The organism is Streptomyces sp. NPDC001532 (genome assembly GCF_040298625.1).
GTDB lineage: Bacteria > Actinomycetota > Actinomycetes > Streptomycetales > Streptomycetaceae > Streptomyces.
Genome location: NZ_JBEPAL010000008.1, coordinates 101,557 through 117,368, shown reverse-complemented (window position 1 = coordinate 117,368; position 15,812 = coordinate 101,557). Strand labels below are relative to the sequence as shown.

Here is a 15,812-nt window from a genome sequence, read left to right as displayed (position 1 = left end):
CGGGGCGGGCGGCGGGGCCGGTCACCGTGGCGGTGGGTGGTGCCGGTGGCGGTGTGGGCCCGTCACAGGGTGCGCAGCAGCACCGCCGGCTGTTCGACGCAGTCGGCGACGTAGCGCAGGAAGCCGCCGGCGGTGCCGCCGTCGCAGACGCGATGGTCGAAGGTGAGCGAGAGCTGCACGACCTGGCGGACGGCCAGCTCGCCCTCGTGCACCCAGGGCTTGGGGATGATGCGGCCGACGCCGAGCATGGCGGCCTCGGGGTGGTTGACGATCGGCGTGGAGCCGTCGACGCCGAACACGCCGTAGTTGTTCAGCGTGAAGGTGCCGCCGGTGAGTTCACCGGGCGTCAGCGTGCCCGCGCGGGCGGCCTCGGTCAGCCGGGCGAACTCGGCGGTCAGGCCCTCGGCGTCGCGGGCGTGCGCGTCCCGGACGACGGGGACGACCAGCCCTCGTTCGGTCTGGGCGGCGAAGCCCAGGTGGACGTGGTCGAGCTGGACGACCTCGCGGGCCGCCAGGTCGACGGTGGAGTTCAGCTCCGGGAACCGGGCGAGCGCGGCGGTGCAGATCCGGGCCAGCAGGGCGAGCAGGGAGATCTTCGGTGCGCCGGCCGCGTTCATCGCGGTCCGCGCCCGCATCAGCTCGGTCGCGTCGGCGTCCACCCAGCAGGTGGCGTCCGGGATCTCGCGGCGGCTGCGGGAGAGCTTGTCGGCGACGGCGCCGCGCACCCCCTTGAGCGGGACGCGGGTGCCACCGCCGAGGGCGGCGGAGGAGGCGGGGGCCGCGGCGGGCGGCTGCGGGACCACGCGGGCGGGCTGCCCGGTCGTCTGCGGCGCGGCCGTCCGGCCCTGTACGGCGGCGGCGCGCAGCGCGTACTCCACGTCCGCGCGCAGGATCAGCCCGTCGGGGCCGGAGCCGGTCATCTCCCGCAGGTCCAGTCCGTTCTCGCGGGCGAGCCGGCGCACGAGCGGGGAGATCACCGGGATCGGGCCGTCGCCGTTGACGCGGTCGCCCGCGGCGGGGGCCGCCCCGGAGGTGACGGGGGTGCCGTGGGCGGGTGCGGCCGGTACGGGCTCGGGTGCCGCCGCGGGTGTGCCGGTCACCGGCGGCTGCGGCCGGACGCGGGGGCGGCGGGCCGGGGGCGCGCCCGTGCCGTAGCCCACGAGGACGTTGCCGGAGCCCTCGCTCGTGCCCGCCCGCGGGCCGGTGCGCTCGGCCGGGGCGGCGGCCGGGGTGTCCGCGTCCTGGGTGTCGGAGGCGGGTGCGCCGACCGCGACGGTGATCAGCGGCGCCCCGACGGGCAGCTCGGTGCCCTCCTCGCCGAAGCGGGCGGTGACCACACCGCCGTAGGGGCAGGGGACCTCGACCATCGCCTTGGCCGTCTCGACCTCGACGACCGGCTGGTCGACGGCGACGACATCGCCGACCTGCACCAGCCAGCGCACGATCTCCGCCTCGGTGAGTCCCTCGCCGAGGTCGGGGAGCTTGAACTCCAGCACCTGTGCCATCAGCTCTCGGCCTCCCATTGCAGACGCGCCACGGCGTCCAGGATCCGGTCGACGCCGGGCAAATGATGCCGCTCCAGCATGGGCGGCGGATAGGGGATGTCGAATCCGGCCACGCGCAGCACCGGCGCCTCCAGGTGGTGGAAGCAGCGCTCGGTGACCCGGGAGGCGATCTCTCCGCCCGGCCCGCCGAACCCGCCCGACTCATGGACGACGACCGCTCGCCCGGTCCGCCGCACCGAGGCGCAGACCGTCTCGTCGTCGAACGGCACCAGGGTGCGCAGGTCGACGACTTCGAGGTCCCACCCCTCGGCCCGCGCGGCCTCGGCGGCTTCGAGGCACACGGGTACCGACGGCCCGTACGTGATCAGCGTGGCGCTCCGGCCGGAGCGCCGCACCACCGCGCGGCCGATCGGTTCAACGTGCTGCGGCTGCTCCGGGTTCCAGGAGTCCTTCGACCAGTACAGCCGCTTGGGCTCCAGGAAGACGACCGGGTCGTCGGAGGCGATGGCGGCGCGCAGCAGGCCGTAGGCGTCGGCGACGGTGGCGGGCGTGACGACATGGAGCCCCGGGGTCGCCATGTAGTACGCCTCGGAGGAGTCGCTGTGGTGCTCGACGCCGCCGATGCCGCCGCCGTAGGGGACGCGGATGGTGAGGGGCAGCGGCATCTTGCCGCGGGTGCGGTTGCGCATCCGCGAGACATGGCTGATCAGCTGTTCGAACGCCGGGTAGGCGAAGGCGTCGAACTGCATCTCCACGACGGGCCGCAGCCCGTACATCGCCATGCCGACGGCGGTGCCGAGGATGCCGGCCTCGGCGAGCGGGGTGTCGGTGCAGCGGTCCTCGCCGAACTCCTTGGCGAGGCCGTCGGTGACCCGGAAGACACCGCCGAGCGTGCCGACGTCCTCACCGAGGACGTGGACGTCCGGGTCGGCGGCCATGGCGTCGCGCAGCGCGCGGGTGAGGGCCTGCGCCATGGTGGCCGGCTTGACGGCGACGGTGGTCATCGGTGGGTCCCTTCCTGCCCGGCCGCCAGCTCCGCCCGCAGCTGGGCCTGCTGCTCGCGCAGTTGCGGGGTGGGCTCGGCGTAGACGTGGGCGAACAGGTCCATCGGGTCGAGCGTGGCGTCCTGGTTCATCCGGGCGCGCAGGTCGGCGGCCATGGCCTCGGCGTCCTCCCGCGCGGTCCGCATGGCGTCCTCGTCGAGCAGTCCGCGGCCGGTCAGCTCGCGCTCCAGCAGCTGGATCGGGTCGTGGTCGCGCCAGGTCTCGACCTCGGCGTCGGTGCGGTAGCGGGTGGCGTCGTCGGCGTTGGTGTGGGCCTCGACGCGGTAGGTGACCGCCTCGACGAGCGTCGGTCCGCCGCCGGCCCGCGCGTGCCGTACGGCGTCGGTCAGCACCTCGTGCACGGCGGCCGCGTCGTTGCCGTCGACCAGGCGGCCCGGCATGCCGTATCCGACGGCCTTGTGGGCCAGGGACGGGGCGGCGGTCTGCTTGTCGAGCGGGACGGAGATCGCGAAGCCGTTGTTCTGCACCAGGAAGACGACGGGGGCCTGCCAGACGGCGGCGAAGTTCAGCGCCTCGTGGAAGTCGCCCTCGCTGGTGCCGCCGTCGCCGACCATCGCCAGCGCGACCACGTCGTCGCCCTTGAGGCGGGCGGCGTGGGCGAGGCCGACGGCGTGCGGCAGCTGGGTGGCGAGCGGGGTGCTCAGCGGGGCCACACGGTGCTCGTAGGGGTCGTAGCCGGTGTGCCAGTCGCCGCGCAGCAGGGTCAGGGCCTCGACGGGGTCCACGCCGCGGGCGACGACCGCGAGGGTGTCGCGGTAGCTGGGGAAGAGCCAGTCGCGCTCCTCCAGGGCCAGTGCGGCGGCGACCTCGCAGGCCTCCTGACCGGTGCTGGACGGGTACACGGCGAGGCGGCCCTGCTTGGTGAGGGCGGTGGCCTGCGTGTTGTAGCGGCGGCCGCGGATCAGCTGGGCGTAGAGCGTGCGCAGCAGCTCGGGGTCGGCCTTGGCCGCCGCCTCGGTGCCGAGGACGCGGTACGGCTCCGCGTCGGGCAGCAGCGGCGCGGGGTCGGTACGGGGCTGCCAGGCGGGCGGCGGTGTGGGCCGGTACGCGCTCCGCTGCTCCATGACCGTCATGACGGCACCTCCTCGTGGGAGTGGCTTGGAGAGGCGCGGCATCTGTGATGCGCCTCACCTACCGATTGTTCGGTCGTCGGCACATTTTGGCTACAGGCGGCACGAGGCTGTGGACAAACGGTTCTGCACAGCCTGAGATGGACGCAGTACGTCCATGGTAGGGAGGCGGGGGGACATGGCACCTGAACAAATGGCCGAGGCCGTCGAAACCGGTGTCCCGCTGCCGCCGCCCCGGCCGCTCGACGCGATCGACCAGGACATCCTGCGGATGCTCCAGGCGGACGGCCGCGCCTCGATACGGTCGGTCGCCGAACGGGTGCACGTCTCACGCGCCAACGCCTACGCGCGCATCAACCGGCTCGTCGAGGACGGCGTGATCCGCGGCTTCGGGGCGCGCGTCGACCATGAACGCGCCGGGCAGGGCACCTCGGCCTACATCACGCTGAAGATCGTCCAGAACTCCTGGCGCACGGTACGCGAACAGCTCAGGCAGCTGCCCGGCGCCTCGCACATCGCCCTGGTGGGCGGCGACTTCGACGTCCTGCTGCTGGTGCACACCCCGGACAACCGGGCGCTGCGCGAGCTGGTGCTCACCCGGCTCCAGGCGATCCCCGAGGTGCTCTCCTCACGGACGCTGCTGGTGTTCGAGGAGGAGGACCTGGAGCCGCAGGGCTGACGGCGTGCCGACGCCGCGCGGGGCGTCAGCCCGCGGCCGTCGCCGCGCCGAGCAGGATCGCGAACAGCACCGGGAGCAGCGCGCACCCGAGCCCCGTGCAGCCCGCCGCGATCCGCACGCTCCGCAGGGACCGCCGGTGCGGCACCAGCCAGGCGACCGCCAGGAAACCGGTCGCCCAGTAGAGGATGCCGCCGAACGCGCCCGGCCCGTCGTTCGCGGCGAACCAGGCGTACTCCCACACGAGGAGCGGCAGTCCGATCAGGGAGACCACCAGGGGCGCCCGCCACCACGTGCGGTGGGCGTCGGAGGAGGTCGGCGCGTCGTTCTCAGGCATGCCCCCACCCCATCAGTCCCGGCCGGCCGGGACATCGGGGCGCGTACTCACCCCCGCCACGCGCGCGTACTCACGCCACCGGGACGTCTCAGGCCCGCCGCAGCCCCTCGAACACCAGCCGCGCCACCGCGTCGGCCACCTCGCGCTCCCCGGCGCCGCGCCCGTCCGGCCGGTACCACTCCACAATGGAGTTGATCATCCCGAAGACCAGCCGGGTCGCCAGGCGCACCTCCACGTCGCCGCGCACGTCCCCGTCGGCCGCCGCCGCCTTCAGCAGCTCGGCGACCCGGTGGTCGAAGTCGCGGCGGCGCTCCAGGGCCCACCGCTCGGTGTCCGTGTTGCCGCGCACCCGCAGCAGCAGGGTCACGTACGGCAGTTCGGTGATCAGCACCTCGACCATCCGCCGGACCACGTACTGGAGCCGGTCGGCGGCGCCCCCCACGCACGCGTGCTCCTCGTCGAGGATCCCGAAGAGCCCGTCCAGCGCCCGGCTGACGGCGCGGCGCAGCAGCTCCTCCTTGCCGGCGACATGGTGGTAGATCGACGACTTGGAGATGCCCGCCGCCTTGGACAGGTGCTCCATGGAGGTCCCGTCGTAGCCGCGCTCGTTGAAGACCCGCACGGCGACCGACAGCAGGGTCTCCGGGGTGTACGTGTCGCGCTTGGCGGTGGTCATGACGTGCTGCCCTCCCGCTTGTCGGTGGCGTACGCGTGGCGGTACAGCGCGAGGGACGGCGCGTAGCGGCCGCTGGGGTCGCGCAGGTGCAGGTCGTCGAGGAGGCCGTAGGCCCAGGTGCGGCCGAGCCGGCGGCTCCATTCGAAGGGGCCCAGCGGGTAGTTGACACCCAGGCGCATCGCGGTGTCGATGTCCTCCTCGGTGGCCACGCCCTTGGCGACCGCGTCGTGCGCCAGGTCGACGATCCTGGCCACCGCGCGGGCCACGATCATGCCCGGGACGTCGCCGAGGACGCTGACCTTCTTGCCGAGCGCCTGGAACAGGCCGATGGCCTCGGCGAGCGTCCTCGGGGAGGTGTCCTGGGAGGCCGACAGGGCGATCCGGGTCGCCTTGCGGTAGTCGAGGGCGAGGTCGAAGTAGACGACGTCGCGGAACTCCACCGAGGTCTGGCCGTCGGCGAGCACCAGCTGGCCGCCGCTCGGCAGCACCAGGCGGGTGCCGTGGTCCTCGTCCTCCGCGCGGACCTCGATGCCCGCCTCGCGGAGCATCGGCAGCAGCTCGGCGGCGGGGCCGAGGCCGCCTTCGGCGACGACGTACGCGGGCGGCTCGGCGGCCTCCGCGGTGTGCGGCTCGGGGCGCTCGGCGCCGTCGCGGTAGTCGTACCAGCCGTGCCCGCTCTTGCGGCCGAGCCGGCCGGACTCGACCAGGCGGCGCTGGGCGAGCGACGGGGTGAAGCGCACGTCCTGGAAGAAGGACTGCCACACGGAGCGGGTGACGGACTCGTTGACGTCCTGCCCGATCAGGTCGGTCAGTTCGAAGGCGCCCATCCTGAACCCGCCCGACTCGCGCAGCACCGCGTCGATGGTGGCGGGATCGGCGCCCTGGGCCTCGTAGACCGCGAAGGCCTCGGCGTAGAAGGGCCGGGCGATGCGGTTGACGATGAAGCCGGGGGTGTCCGCGCAGGCGACCGGCGTCTTGCCCCAGGCGCGGGCCGTCTCGTACGCGCGCGTGGCGGAGGTGACGTCGGTGGCGAACCCGGAGACCACCTCGACCAGCGGCAGCAGCGGGGCCGGGTTGAAGAAGTGCAGGCCCACGAAGCGGCCCGGCAGCCGCAGGGCGCCGCCGATCGCCGTCACCGACAGGGAGGAGGTGTTGGTGGCGAGCAGACAGTCGTCGGCGACGACGTCCTCCAGTTCGCCGAAGAGCGCCTGCTTGACGTCCAGTCGCTCCACGATCGCCTCCACGACCAGCGCGCAGTCCGCGAGGTCGGCGAGGCTGTCCGCGGGCCGCAGCCGGGAGCGGGCGGCGTCCCGGTCGGCAGCGGTGAGCCGGTCCTTCTCGACGAGCCGGTCGAGGCGGGCGCCGATCGCGGCGGCGGCGTCCTGGGCGCGCCCGGGAACGGCGTCGTACAGCCGTACGGGATGCCCCGCGACCAGCGCCACCTGGGCGATGCCCTGGCCCATGGTGCCGGTTCCGACGACGGCCACGGGGCTGCTGAGGTCGAGTGCTGTCATGGACGCGATCCTCCCGCACGGAGTTTTCCACAGATGCGGCGGACCCCCTTGTCCCGACCGATCGTTCGGTTACTCTAACTCTGTCTGCCTGTTCCTGCCCATGTCTTTGTCCAGGTCATGAGCTCAACGGAGAGCTCTAGAGACGAGGAGTTGGTCCCGCATGGCCGCCGAACTCACCGCGCACCAGCTGATCGCCCAGCATCGGCCCACCCTCGACCAGGCGCTCGAGGCGATCCGCACCCGCGCGTACTGGTCGCCGCATCCCGAACATCCCAAGGCCTACGGGGAGAACGGCAGCCTGGACGCGGCGGCGGGCAAGGCCGCCTTCGACGCTGTCCTCGGCACCCGCCTCGACCTCGGCCAGCCCGGCACCGACGACTGGGTGGGCGGCGAGGTCTCGCCGTACGGCATCGAGCTGGGCGTCGAGTACCCGCACGCCGACCTCGACGTGCTGCTGCCCGCCATGAAGGCCGGCCAGCGCGCCTGGCGCGACGCGGGCGCGGAGCTGCGCGCGGTGGTGTGCCTGGAGATCCTCAAGCGCATCAGCGACCGGACGCACGAGTTCGCGCACGCCGTCATGCACACCTCCGGCCAGGCCTTCATGATGGCGCTCCAGGCCGGCGGCCCGCACGCCCAGGACCGCGGCCTCGAAGCGGTGGCCTACGCGTACGTGGAGCAGGCCCGCACCCCCGACACCGCCGAGTGGACCAAGCCGCAGGGCAAGCGCGACCCGCTCGCCCTCACCAAGCGGTTCACGCCGGTCCCGCGCGGCATCGGGCTGGTCATCGGCTGCAACACCTTCCCGACCTGGAACGGCTACCCGGGCCTGTTCGCCTCCCTCGCCACCGGCAACGCGGTCCTGGTCAAGCCGCACCCCCGCGCGGTGCTGCCGCTCGCGCTCACCGTGCAGATCGCCCGCCAGGTGCTCACCGAGGCGGGTCACGACCCGAACCTGGTCGCGCTCGCCGCCGAGCGGCCCGGCGAGGGCATCGCGAAGACCCTCGCCACCCGCCCCGAGATCCGGATCATCGACTACACCGGCTCCACGGCCTTCGGCGACTGGCTGGAGGCCAACGCCCGCCAGGCGCAGGTCTACACCGAGAAGGCCGGCGTCAACACCGTCCTGGTGGAGTCGACCGACGACTACAAGGGCATGCTGTCCAACCTGGCGTTCTCGCTGTCGCTGTACAGCGGCCAGATGTGCACCACCCCGCAGAACCTGCTCGTCCCGCGCGACGGCATCGGCACCGACGAGGGCCCGAAGACCTACGACGAGGTGGTCGCCGACCTCGCCCGCGCGGTGGACGGCCTGCTCGGCGACGACGCCCGCGCGAACGCCCTGCTCGGCGCCATCGTCAACCCGGACGTCAAGGCCCGCCTGGAGGCCGCCGCCGGTCTCGGCGAGGTGGCGCTGGCGTCCCGCGAGGTCAGCCACCCGGAGTTCCCGGCCGCCGTCGTACGCACTCCCGTCATCGTGAAGCTGGACGGCGCGCGCAAGTACTGGGAAGGCGCGGACGACGAGCCCGCCTACCTGAGCGAGTGCTTCGGCCCGGTCTCCTTCGCGGTCGCCGTCGACTCGCCGGCCGACGCGGCGGAGCTGCTGCGCCGCACCATCCGCGAGAAGGGCGCCATGACGGTCGGCGCCTACACCACCGACGAGGAGGTCGAGCGGACCGTCCAGGAGGTCTGCCTGGAGGAGGCCGCCCAGCTGTCCCTCAACCTCACCGGCGGGGTGTACGTCAACCAGACCGCCGCGTTCTCCGACTTCCACGGCTCGGGCGGCAACCCGGCGGCCAACGCCGCCCTCACCGACGGGGCGTTCGTGGCGAACCGCTTCCGCGTGGTGGAGATCCGGCGCGAGTCCTAGAGAGTGCCGTAGCCGGTGCCGTCCTGGACGGCACCGGTGCCTGCGCCTCCGGTGAGGCTCCAGTGGTACAGCGTCATGGCCACACTGGTCGCGAGGTTGTAGCTGGAGACCTGGGGCCGCATCGGCAGCGCCAGCAGCCGGTCGGCCCGCGCGCGCAGCTCGGCGGACAGCCCGCTGCGCTCGGAGCCGAAGGCGAGGACCGCGTCGTCCGGGAGCTTCACGCCCCGCAGATCGTCGCCCTCCGGGTCCAGCGCGAACAGCGGCCCCGGCGGCAGCTCCGGCACCGTCAGCCGCTCCACGGCGGTCGCGAAGTGCAGCCCCGCTCCGCCACGCAGCACCGTCGGGTGCCAGGGGTCGAGGGTGCCGGTGGTGACCACGCCGGTCGCCCCGAAACCGGCGGCCAGCCGGATCACGGCGCCCGCGTTGCCGAGGTTGCGCGGGTTGTCGAGGACCACCACGGGCGCGGTGCGCGGGATGCGGCCCAGCCTGTCGAGGTGGGCCGCGCGGGAGGGCCGTACGGCGAGCGCGGCCACCGCCGTGGGATGCGGGCGCGGCACCAGCGAGGCGTACGCCGTCTCCGGCACCTCGGTGAGCAGCGCCTCCAGCGTCCCGCGTACGTCCGGGGCCAGCTCGTCGGCCAGGGCGAGCGTGGCCCGTCGGTCGGTGGTGACCGCCACCGGTACCTCGGCGCCGAACCGCACGGCGTGCTTGAGGGCGTGGAAGCCGTCCAGCAGCACCCCCGTGCCGGCGAGCCGCCGCCAGGCGGTCACGGCGTCGTCGGCGGAGCCGGCCACGGCCTGGCTCACGATGGCCTGGCTCCCGGCGGGGTGGCTCACGGCGGCGTGGCTCAGGGCAGGCCCGCTCACGGGGTCGTTCATGCCGTGAAGCCTACGTGGCCGGCGGCGGCCTGCTCCGGCGTGCGCTGCCCGGGCAGCGGTACCGGCTCGCGGCGCCGGACCAGGCGGCCCCGCGCGCGTGCCGCCCAGCCACCCAGCCTGCGCAGGAACGACGTCGGCAGGAAGACCGCGTCCGCCGCGATCATCGCCAGCGAGAAGAACGGCAGCCCGAGCACCACCGCGATCACCGCATGCTCGACGATCATGACGGCGAGCAGGACGTTCTTCACCCTGCGGTGGAACAGCGTGAACGGGAAGGCGACCTGCACCATGACGGTCCCGTAGGTCACCAGCATCACCATGGTGCCGCTGCTCGCCAGCAGCTCGGCGAGAGCGGGCCAGGGGGAGAAGTAGTCCAGCTGCAGCGGGTAGTAGACGGCGGTCCCGTCCTGCCAGCGTGAGCCCTGGATCTTGTACCAGCCGGCCGTGGCGTAGATCAGACAGGCCTCCGCCATGATCACCAGCAGAGCGCCGTTGTGCAGGATGTTGGTGATCAGATCGAGCATGACCCGCGGCTGCCCGGTCCGCGCGTAGCGCCCCACGGCCCACCACAGCGCCTGCGCCAGCAGCGCGCCCCACAGCAGTGCCGGCACCAGCGGATCGCCGTCCAGCCGGCCCGCCGCGGTGGCCGCGGCCAGCGCCAGGCCCAGCACGGCCCACAGCGCGGGCCCGGCACGGTCGACGGACCGCTCGCCCCGCGCGGACGCCTCCTCGGCCCGCCGGGCACGCCGCGCGTCCAGCGACCACACCCGGCCGCACCGCGTGAGGACCAGGTAGACGGCCATCAGATGCACGACGTTGTCACCGCCGTCGCCCACGAAGACGCTGCGGTTCTGCAAGGACAGCACGCCCACCATGAACAGCACGGACATCGTCCGCGTCCGCCAGCCCACCATCAGCAGCAGGCTGGACAGGACGGCGACCACGTAGACGATCTCGAACCAGACGCGGCCGCCGGACCACATCAGCGCGGTGAAGGCGCCGTTCTGCGCGATCAGCTGATCGGCGAGGTTCCAGCTCCACGGCCCGTCCGGGCCGTACATCTCATGGCGGTGCGGGAACTCGCGCAGCAGGAACAGCAGCCAGGTCGCGGCGAACCCGATCCGGACCACCGCCGTCTGGTACGGGCCGAGCGCGGACTCCGTGACACGGGCGATCGCGCCGGAGAACGCGAGGGCGAAGCGATTCACCCGACACCTCCCGCGGCCTCGTCCGCCGGCACCGTCCACCACGGCAGCACCCGGTCGACCGGTTTCAGCGAGATCCGCTCCTCGCTCCACTCCGGCGGACGCACCGGCGTGGTGCGGGCCCGGACCTGGACGCGCTCGACGACACCGCCGGACCCGGCCGCGTCCGCGCGCTCCAGACGCAGCACGACGATGCGGCGCAGATACGTCTCGGCGAGCGCCGCACGCTGGTTGGTCGACCGGCTGTCACCGCTGTGCGTGGCGTGGAAGAAGTCCCAGGCGCGCCGCAGCTCGTTCTGCTGCGTGTGGCTGGGCAGGAGGTTGCCGTCGATGGCCCGGCCGTCCTCGGCGGACAGGTCGTACCAGCCGGTGGTGCGGCTGCCGCCGTCCGCGGTGCGCACCTGGGCACGCACCTGGACGGCGATGTTCTGCTGGAGCGGGTTCGGCGCGAACAGCTTCCAGTTCTGCTCGAACTCCGGGTACACCCACTCGTCGATCGCCTCGCCGTGCGCCTTGGTCACCGTGTTCGACGGCGCGACGTGCAGGAAGACCATCCCGATGTGCACACAGACGGCGACCGCGACGACCGCGAGAGCCAGCGCGACGCCGACCTGATAGCGCGGGGAGAGCGCGGCGACGCCGGTGCGGGGGTCGCTGGGTGGGGGTGGGGGTGGGCTGACTGGTGGGGCTGTGGTGGCTGGGGGGACTGGGGTGGCCGGTTGAACTGGGATGGCCGGTGAGATCGGGGTGGCTGGTGTGGCCGGGATGACCGGTGCGGCTGGGTGCCCTGCCGAGGCCGACGATGCTGCCGCGCCCGCCTGTATTGCCTGCTCGCCCGTCCGTCCTGCCTGCTCGTCCGTCCGTCCTGCCTGCTCGTCCGGACCGTCCAGGCCGTCCGGAGCGACCAGGCCGTCCCGACCGTCCGGGGTTTCTCGTGGGGCTGGGACAGCCGGAACAGCCGCGCCTGCCTCGTACGCGTTCCCTGCGCCGTGCGCGTCCATCCCGCTCCGCCCCCGTTCCCCGATGTCCGGTCCGTCCGTCGCCCGCCCGTCCGCGAAGCCCCGCATCCGCTGTGCCGCACTTGCCGCTCGTGCCGCATTTACCGCTCAGGCCGCACGTGCCGCGGAAGCCGTCGTGGAGCCGTCCCCACCGCCGTGCGCACCGCTCCGCGGCCCCCGCAGGCGAACGCTACTCAGACCGGCCCCCCGGGCACAGCCCCCCAGGGCCGATGGCAGCGGTTGTCCACAGCCGCCGCCCGCAGGTTATCCACAGCGGTTGACACCTTACGGCGCCCGTCCCACCATGGAATCGCACGAACCGAACGATCGGTCGGGAGCCTGCTCCGGACGGAGCACTAGGTCGAGGGGGCCTCATGGCGACAGCAGCCGCACACGAGACGCACCGCACCGCGCCGTACGGCGCACGGGACGCCACCGCGGACGCGACCGCCACCGAGGCGCACCAGCACGCCTTCGACACCGCCGTCACCGCCGACGAGCGCATCGAACCCCGCGACTGGATGCCCGACGCCTACCGGGCGACACTCGTCCGGCAGATCGCCCAGCACGCCCACTCCGAGATCATCGGCATGCAGCCGGAGGCCAACTGGATCACGCGAGCGCCCTCACTGCGCCGCAAGGCCATCCTCATGGCCAAGGTCCAGGACGAGGCCGGCCACGGCCTGTACCTCTACAGCGCCGCCGAAACCCTCGGCACCAGCCGCGACGAACTGCTGGACAAGCTCCACGCGGGTCGCCAGAAATACTCGTCGATCTTCAACTACCCCACCCTGACCTGGGCCGACGTCGGCGCCATCGGCTGGCTCGTGGACGGCGCCGCGATCACCAACCAGGTCCCCCTCTGCCGCTGCTCCTACGGCCCGTACGCCCGCGCGATGGTCCGCATCTGCAAGGAGGAGTCCTTCCACCAGCGCCAGGGCTACGAACTGCTGCTCGCACTCAGCCGAGGCACCCCCGAGCAGCACGCCATGGCGCAGGACGCGGTGGACCGCTGGTGGTGGCCGTCCCTGATGATGTTCGGCCCGCCCGACGACGAGTCACAGCACTCCGCGCAGTCCATGGCCTGGAAGATCAAGCGGCACTCCAACGACGAACTGCGCCAGCGCTTCGTCGACATCTGCGTCCCCCAGGCCGAGTCCCTGGGCCTCACCCTCCCCGACCCCGACCTGAAGTGGAACGAGGAACGGGGACACCACGACTTCGGCCCGATCGACTGGACGGAGTTCTGGGAGGTCCTGAAGGGCAACGGACCGTGCAACGACCAACGCCTGACCCAGCGCCGCCGCGCCCACGACGAGGGCGCCTGGGTCCGGGAAGCAGCCGCGGCCCACGCGGCCAAGCACAGCGAGACGGGAGCGACACGCGCATGACGAACACCGACTGGCCCTTGTGGGAGGTCTTCGTACGCTCCCGCCGCGGCCTCTCGCACACCCACGCCGGCAGCCTGCACGCACCCGACGCGGAACTCGCCCTGCGCAACGCCCGCGACCTGTACACCCGCCGCGGCGAAGGCATCTCCATCTGGGTCGTCCCGTCCACGGCGATCACCGCCTCCTCGCCCGACGAGAAGGACCCGTTCTTCGAACCGGCCGCCGACAAGCCGTACCGGCACCCCACGTTCTACGAGATCCCGGAGGGGGTGAAGCACCTGTGACCACGACTCCCACGACCGTGCCCACCGCGGCGGCCCTCGCCCTCGGCGACGACGCCCTGGTGCTCTCCCACCGACTCGGCGAATGGGCCGGCCACGCCCCCGTCCTGGAGGAGGAGGTCGCCCTCGCCAACATCGCCCTCGACCTGCTCGGCCAGGCCCGGGTACTGCTGTCGATGGTCGGCGACGAGGACGAACTGGCCTACCTCCGCGAGGAACGCGCCTTCCGCAACCTCCAGCTGGTGGAACAGCCCAACGGCGACTTCGCCCACACCATCGCCCGCCAGCTGTACTTCTCCACCTACCAGCACCTGCTGTACGACCGCCTGGCCACCACGGACGGCCCCTTCGCGGGCCTCGCCGCCAAGGCCGTCAAGGAGGTCGCCTACCACCGCGACCACGCCGAGCAGTGGACACTGCGGCTCGGCGACGGCACCGACACCAGCCACGAACGCATGCAGCGGGCCTGCACCACGCTGTGGCGCTACACCGGCGAGATGTTCCAGCCCCTGGAAGGCCTCGACAACGACCTCGCCGCACTCGACACGGCCTGGCAGCAGTCCGTCGGCGAAGTCCTGCGCCACGCCACCCTGACCGTCCCCGAAGGGCCGCGGACCGGGGCATGGCAGGCCGGAGCGGGCCGACAGGGCCTGCACACCGAGTCGTTCGGACGGATGCTCGCCGAGATGCAGCACCTGCACCGCAGCCACCCGGGGGCGTCATGGTGACCCTCACCCCGCTGGAAACGGAACTCCTCGCGGTCGCCGGCGCCGTCCCCGACCCCGAACTGCCCGTGCTCACCCTCCAGGAACTGGGCGTACTGCGCGCGGTACGCCTGCGCGACGCCGACACGGCCGAGGTCGACCTGACCCCGACCTACACCGGCTGCCCCGCCATCGAGGCGATGTCGCTGGACATAGAGCACGCACTCCACCGACACGGCATCCGCGAGGTCACCGTCCGCACCGTGCTCAGCCCCGCCTGGTCGACCGACGACATCACCCCCGAAGGCCGCCGCAAACTCCAGGAGTTCGGCATCGCCCCACCACGCGTCCGCCAGGACTCCGGACCGGTGACGGTGACCCTCGGCCCCACCCGCACCCACGGCACCGACGACACCACGGCAGCCCCCGTCACCTGCCCGCACTGCGGCTCCGCCGACACCGAACTGCTCAGCCGCTTCTCCTCCACCGCGTGCAAGGCACTGCGCCGCTGCCTCGCCTGCCGCGAACCGTTCGACCACTTCAAGGAGTTGTGATGGCCCGCTTCCACACACTCCCGGTGGCCGCGGTCGACCGGCTCACCGACGACTCCGTCGCCCTGACCCTCACCGTGCCCCCGGAACTGCGCGAGGAGTACCGGCACGCCCCCGGCCAACACCTCGCCCTGCGCCGCAGAACGGAGAACGGCACGGAGATCCGGCGCACCTACTCCATCTGCTCCCCGGCCCCCGCCCCCGACGAGAGCGGCCCGCACACCCTGCGGGTCGGAGTGCGGCTGGTCGAGGACGGCGCGTTCTCGACCTACGCGCTGAAGGAGATCAACGTCGGCGACGAACTGGAGGTGATGACCCCGGCGGGCCGCTTCACCCTCGAACCCGCACCCGGCCTGTACGCGGCCATCGTCGGCGGCAGCGGCATCACCCCGGTGCTGTCGATCGTCTCCACCCTGCTCGCCCGCGCGCCCGAAGCACGGTTCTGCCTGATCCGCGGCGACCGCACAGCGGCCTCGACGATGTTCCTCGAAGAGGTCGCCGACCTGAAGGACCGCTACCCCGAACGGCTGCAACTGGTCACCGTGCTCTCCCGAGAGGAACAGCAGGCAGGCCTGCCGTCCGGCCGACTCGACCAGGAACGGCTCACCGAGCTGCTCCCGGCCCTGCTGCCGGTCACCGAGGTCGCCGGATGGTTCCTGTGCGGACCGTACGGACTGGTGCAAGGGGCCGAACGAGCCCTGCGCGACCTAGCGGTGCCCCGCGCCCGCATCCACCAGGAGATCTTCCACGTCGACGCGGGCACCTCCACCGCCCCCGCCACCACGGCGCCCGCACACAGCACCGTGACGGCCCGGCTCGACGGCCGCGGCGGCACCTGGCCGGTCCAGGCCGGCGAATCACTGCTGGACACGGTGCTGCGCAACCGTCCCGACGCCCCCTACGCCTGCAAGGGCGGCGTCTGCGGAACCTGCCGGGCCTTCCTGGTCGACGGCGAGGTCCGCATGGACCGCAACTTCGCACTGGAAGCGGAGGAGACCGAAGCCGGATACGTCCTGGCATGCCAGTCGCATCCGGTGACGGAGCGGGTGGAGCTGGACTTCGACCGCTGAGCCGAGGCCCTCCGGCGTCGGCACA

General features: G+C 72.8%; 16 protein-coding genes. 7 read left to right on the top strand and 9 right to left on the bottom strand.

What is annotated here, in order from left to right:
- Positions 1–62: 62 nt before the first annotated feature.
- From ABT232_RS10530 to pdhA, 3 genes are read right to left on the bottom strand one after another with little or no spacing between them, the layout of a single operon-like run.
- The gene (locus ABT232_RS10530) at positions 63–1,505 is read right to left on the bottom strand and encodes a dihydrolipoamide acetyltransferase family protein (protein ID WP_351838698.1); all 1,443 of its coding nucleotides are present in this window, start codon (positions 1,503–1,505) and stop codon (positions 63–65) included.
- On the bottom strand, positions 1,505–2,509 hold the full coding sequence (locus ABT232_RS10525) for an alpha-ketoacid dehydrogenase subunit beta (RefSeq protein WP_351838696.1): 1,005 nt from the start codon (positions 2,507–2,509) through the stop codon (positions 1,505–1,507). The genes ABT232_RS10530 and ABT232_RS10525 overlap by 1 nt, the downstream gene beginning before the upstream one ends.
- The gene (gene pdhA, locus ABT232_RS10520) at positions 2,506–3,642 is read right to left on the bottom strand and encodes a pyruvate dehydrogenase (acetyl-transferring) E1 component subunit alpha (protein ID WP_351838693.1); all 1,137 of its coding nucleotides are present in this window, start codon (positions 3,640–3,642) and stop codon (positions 2,506–2,508) included. The genes ABT232_RS10525 and pdhA overlap by 4 nt, the downstream gene beginning before the upstream one ends.
- 175 nt (positions 3,643–3,817) lie before the next feature.
- On the opposite strand from pdhA, the gene ABT232_RS10515 reads away from it, so the two are divergent.
- Positions 3,818–4,318 carry an Lrp/AsnC family transcriptional regulator gene (locus tag ABT232_RS10515; RefSeq protein ID WP_450871696.1) on the top strand — a complete coding sequence of 167 codons (501 nt, stop codon included), beginning with the start codon at positions 3,818–3,820 and terminating at the stop codon, positions 4,316–4,318.
- Positions 4,319–4,343: 25 nt separating this feature from the next.
- Here ABT232_RS10515 and ABT232_RS10510 read toward each other — a convergent pair whose 3' ends face one another.
- From ABT232_RS10510 to ABT232_RS10500, 3 genes are all read right to left on the bottom strand, one after another.
- Positions 4,344–4,652 (bottom strand): hypothetical protein, encoded by a 309-nt coding sequence (locus ABT232_RS10510; RefSeq protein ID WP_351838690.1) that lies wholly within the window; start codon positions 4,650–4,652, stop codon positions 4,344–4,346.
- An 88-nt stretch (positions 4,653–4,740) separates the two neighbouring features.
- Entirely contained in the window at positions 4,741–5,328 is a 588-nt protein-coding gene (locus ABT232_RS10505; RefSeq protein WP_351838687.1) for a TetR/AcrR family transcriptional regulator, read from the bottom strand.
- Positions 5,325–6,842 (bottom strand): 3-hydroxyacyl-CoA dehydrogenase, encoded by a 1,518-nt coding sequence (locus ABT232_RS10500; protein WP_351838684.1) that lies wholly within the window; start codon positions 6,840–6,842, stop codon positions 5,325–5,327. Before ABT232_RS10500 ends, ABT232_RS10505 begins: the two co-directional genes overlap by 4 nt.
- 160 nt (positions 6,843–7,002) lie before the next feature.
- Here ABT232_RS10500 and paaN point away from each other — a divergent pair, with 160 nt between their 5' ends.
- A complete protein-coding gene (gene paaN / locus ABT232_RS10495) occupies positions 7,003–8,709 on the top strand; it encodes a phenylacetic acid degradation protein PaaN (RefSeq protein ID WP_351838682.1) in 1,707 nt (568 codons plus the stop codon).
- Here the strand turns inward: paaN and ABT232_RS10490 are convergent.
- From ABT232_RS10490 to ABT232_RS10480, 3 genes are read right to left on the bottom strand one after another with little or no spacing between them, the layout of a single operon-like run.
- Positions 8,706–9,587, bottom strand: coding sequence for a TrmH family RNA methyltransferase (locus ABT232_RS10490; RefSeq protein WP_351838679.1), 882 nt, complete (start codon positions 9,585–9,587; stop codon positions 8,706–8,708). The genes paaN and ABT232_RS10490 overlap by 4 nt on opposite strands.
- Positions 9,584–10,795, bottom strand: a complete 1,212-nt coding sequence (locus ABT232_RS10485; protein WP_351838676.1) for an HTTM domain-containing protein — start codon at positions 10,793–10,795, stop codon at positions 9,584–9,586. Before ABT232_RS10485 ends, ABT232_RS10490 begins: the two co-directional genes overlap by 4 nt.
- Positions 10,792–11,793, bottom strand: coding sequence for a DUF5819 family protein (locus tag ABT232_RS10480; RefSeq protein WP_450871697.1), 1,002 nt, complete (start codon positions 11,791–11,793; stop codon positions 10,792–10,794). Before ABT232_RS10480 ends, ABT232_RS10485 begins: the two co-directional genes overlap by 4 nt.
- 371 nt (positions 11,794–12,164) lie before the next feature.
- Here ABT232_RS10480 and paaA point away from each other — a divergent pair, with 371 nt between their 5' ends.
- The 5 genes from paaA to ABT232_RS10455 are packed head-to-tail and all read left to right on the top strand — an operon-like array spanning position 12,165 to position 15,787.
- Positions 12,165–13,181 carry a 1,2-phenylacetyl-CoA epoxidase subunit PaaA gene (gene paaA / locus ABT232_RS10475; protein ID WP_351838673.1) on the top strand — a complete coding sequence of 339 codons (1,017 nt, stop codon included), beginning with the start codon at positions 12,165–12,167 and terminating at the stop codon, positions 13,179–13,181.
- On the top strand, positions 13,178–13,465 hold the full coding sequence (paaB, locus tag ABT232_RS10470) for a 1,2-phenylacetyl-CoA epoxidase subunit PaaB (protein WP_351838670.1): 288 nt from the start codon (positions 13,178–13,180) through the stop codon (positions 13,463–13,465). Before paaA ends, paaB begins: the two co-directional genes overlap by 4 nt.
- Positions 13,462–14,190: a 1,2-phenylacetyl-CoA epoxidase subunit PaaC gene (gene paaC, locus ABT232_RS10465; protein WP_351838667.1), complete on the top strand. Its 729-nt coding sequence runs from the start codon at positions 13,462–13,464 to the stop codon at positions 14,188–14,190. The genes paaB and paaC overlap by 4 nt, the downstream gene beginning before the upstream one ends.
- The gene (gene paaD, locus ABT232_RS10460; RefSeq protein WP_351838664.1) at positions 14,184–14,720 is read left to right on the top strand and encodes a 1,2-phenylacetyl-CoA epoxidase subunit PaaD; all 537 of its coding nucleotides are present in this window, start codon (positions 14,184–14,186) and stop codon (positions 14,718–14,720) included. The genes paaC and paaD overlap by 7 nt, the downstream gene beginning before the upstream one ends.
- A complete protein-coding gene (locus ABT232_RS10455; RefSeq protein WP_351838662.1) occupies positions 14,720–15,787 on the top strand; it encodes a 2Fe-2S iron-sulfur cluster-binding protein in 1,068 nt (355 codons plus the stop codon). Before paaD ends, ABT232_RS10455 begins: the two co-directional genes overlap by 1 nt.
- Positions 15,788–15,812 lie beyond the last annotated feature (25 nt).

Coding starts and splice junctions, on each gene's coding strand:
- ABT232_RS10530 (WP_351838698.1), bottom strand. CDS start 1,505: ATGGCACAGGTGCTGGAGTTCAAGCTCCCCGACCTCGGCGAGGGACTC.
- ABT232_RS10525 (WP_351838696.1), bottom strand. CDS start 2,509: ATGACCACCGTCGCCGTCAAGCCGGCCACCATGGCGCAGGCCCTCACC.
- pdhA (WP_351838693.1), bottom strand. CDS start 3,642: ATGACGGTCATGGAGCAGCGGAGCGCGTACCGGCCCACACCGCCGCCC.
- ABT232_RS10515 (WP_450871696.1), top strand. CDS start 3,818: ATGGCACCTGAACAAATGGCCGAGGCCGTCGAAACCGGTGTCCCGCTG.
- ABT232_RS10510 (WP_351838690.1), bottom strand. CDS start 4,652: ATGCCTGAGAACGACGCGCCGACCTCCTCCGACGCCCACCGCACGTGG.
- ABT232_RS10505 (WP_351838687.1), bottom strand. CDS start 5,328: ATGACCACCGCCAAGCGCGACACGTACACCCCGGAGACCCTGCTGTCG.
- ABT232_RS10500 (WP_351838684.1), bottom strand. CDS start 6,842: ATGACAGCACTCGACCTCAGCAGCCCCGTGGCCGTCGTCGGAACCGGC.
- paaN (WP_351838682.1), top strand. CDS start 7,003: ATGGCCGCCGAACTCACCGCGCACCAGCTGATCGCCCAGCATCGGCCC.
- ABT232_RS10490 (WP_351838679.1), bottom strand. CDS start 9,587: ATGAACGACCCCGTGAGCGGGCCTGCCCTGAGCCACGCCGCCGTGAGC.
- ABT232_RS10480 (WP_450871697.1), bottom strand. CDS start 11,793: ATGGACGCGCACGGCGCAGGGAACGCGTACGAGGCAGGCGCGGCTGTT.
- paaA (WP_351838673.1), top strand. CDS start 12,165: ATGGCGACAGCAGCCGCACACGAGACGCACCGCACCGCGCCGTACGGC.
- paaB (WP_351838670.1), top strand. CDS start 13,178: ATGACGAACACCGACTGGCCCTTGTGGGAGGTCTTCGTACGCTCCCGC.
- paaD (WP_351838664.1), top strand. CDS start 14,184: ATGGTGACCCTCACCCCGCTGGAAACGGAACTCCTCGCGGTCGCCGGC.
- ABT232_RS10455 (WP_351838662.1), top strand. CDS start 14,720: ATGGCCCGCTTCCACACACTCCCGGTGGCCGCGGTCGACCGGCTCACC.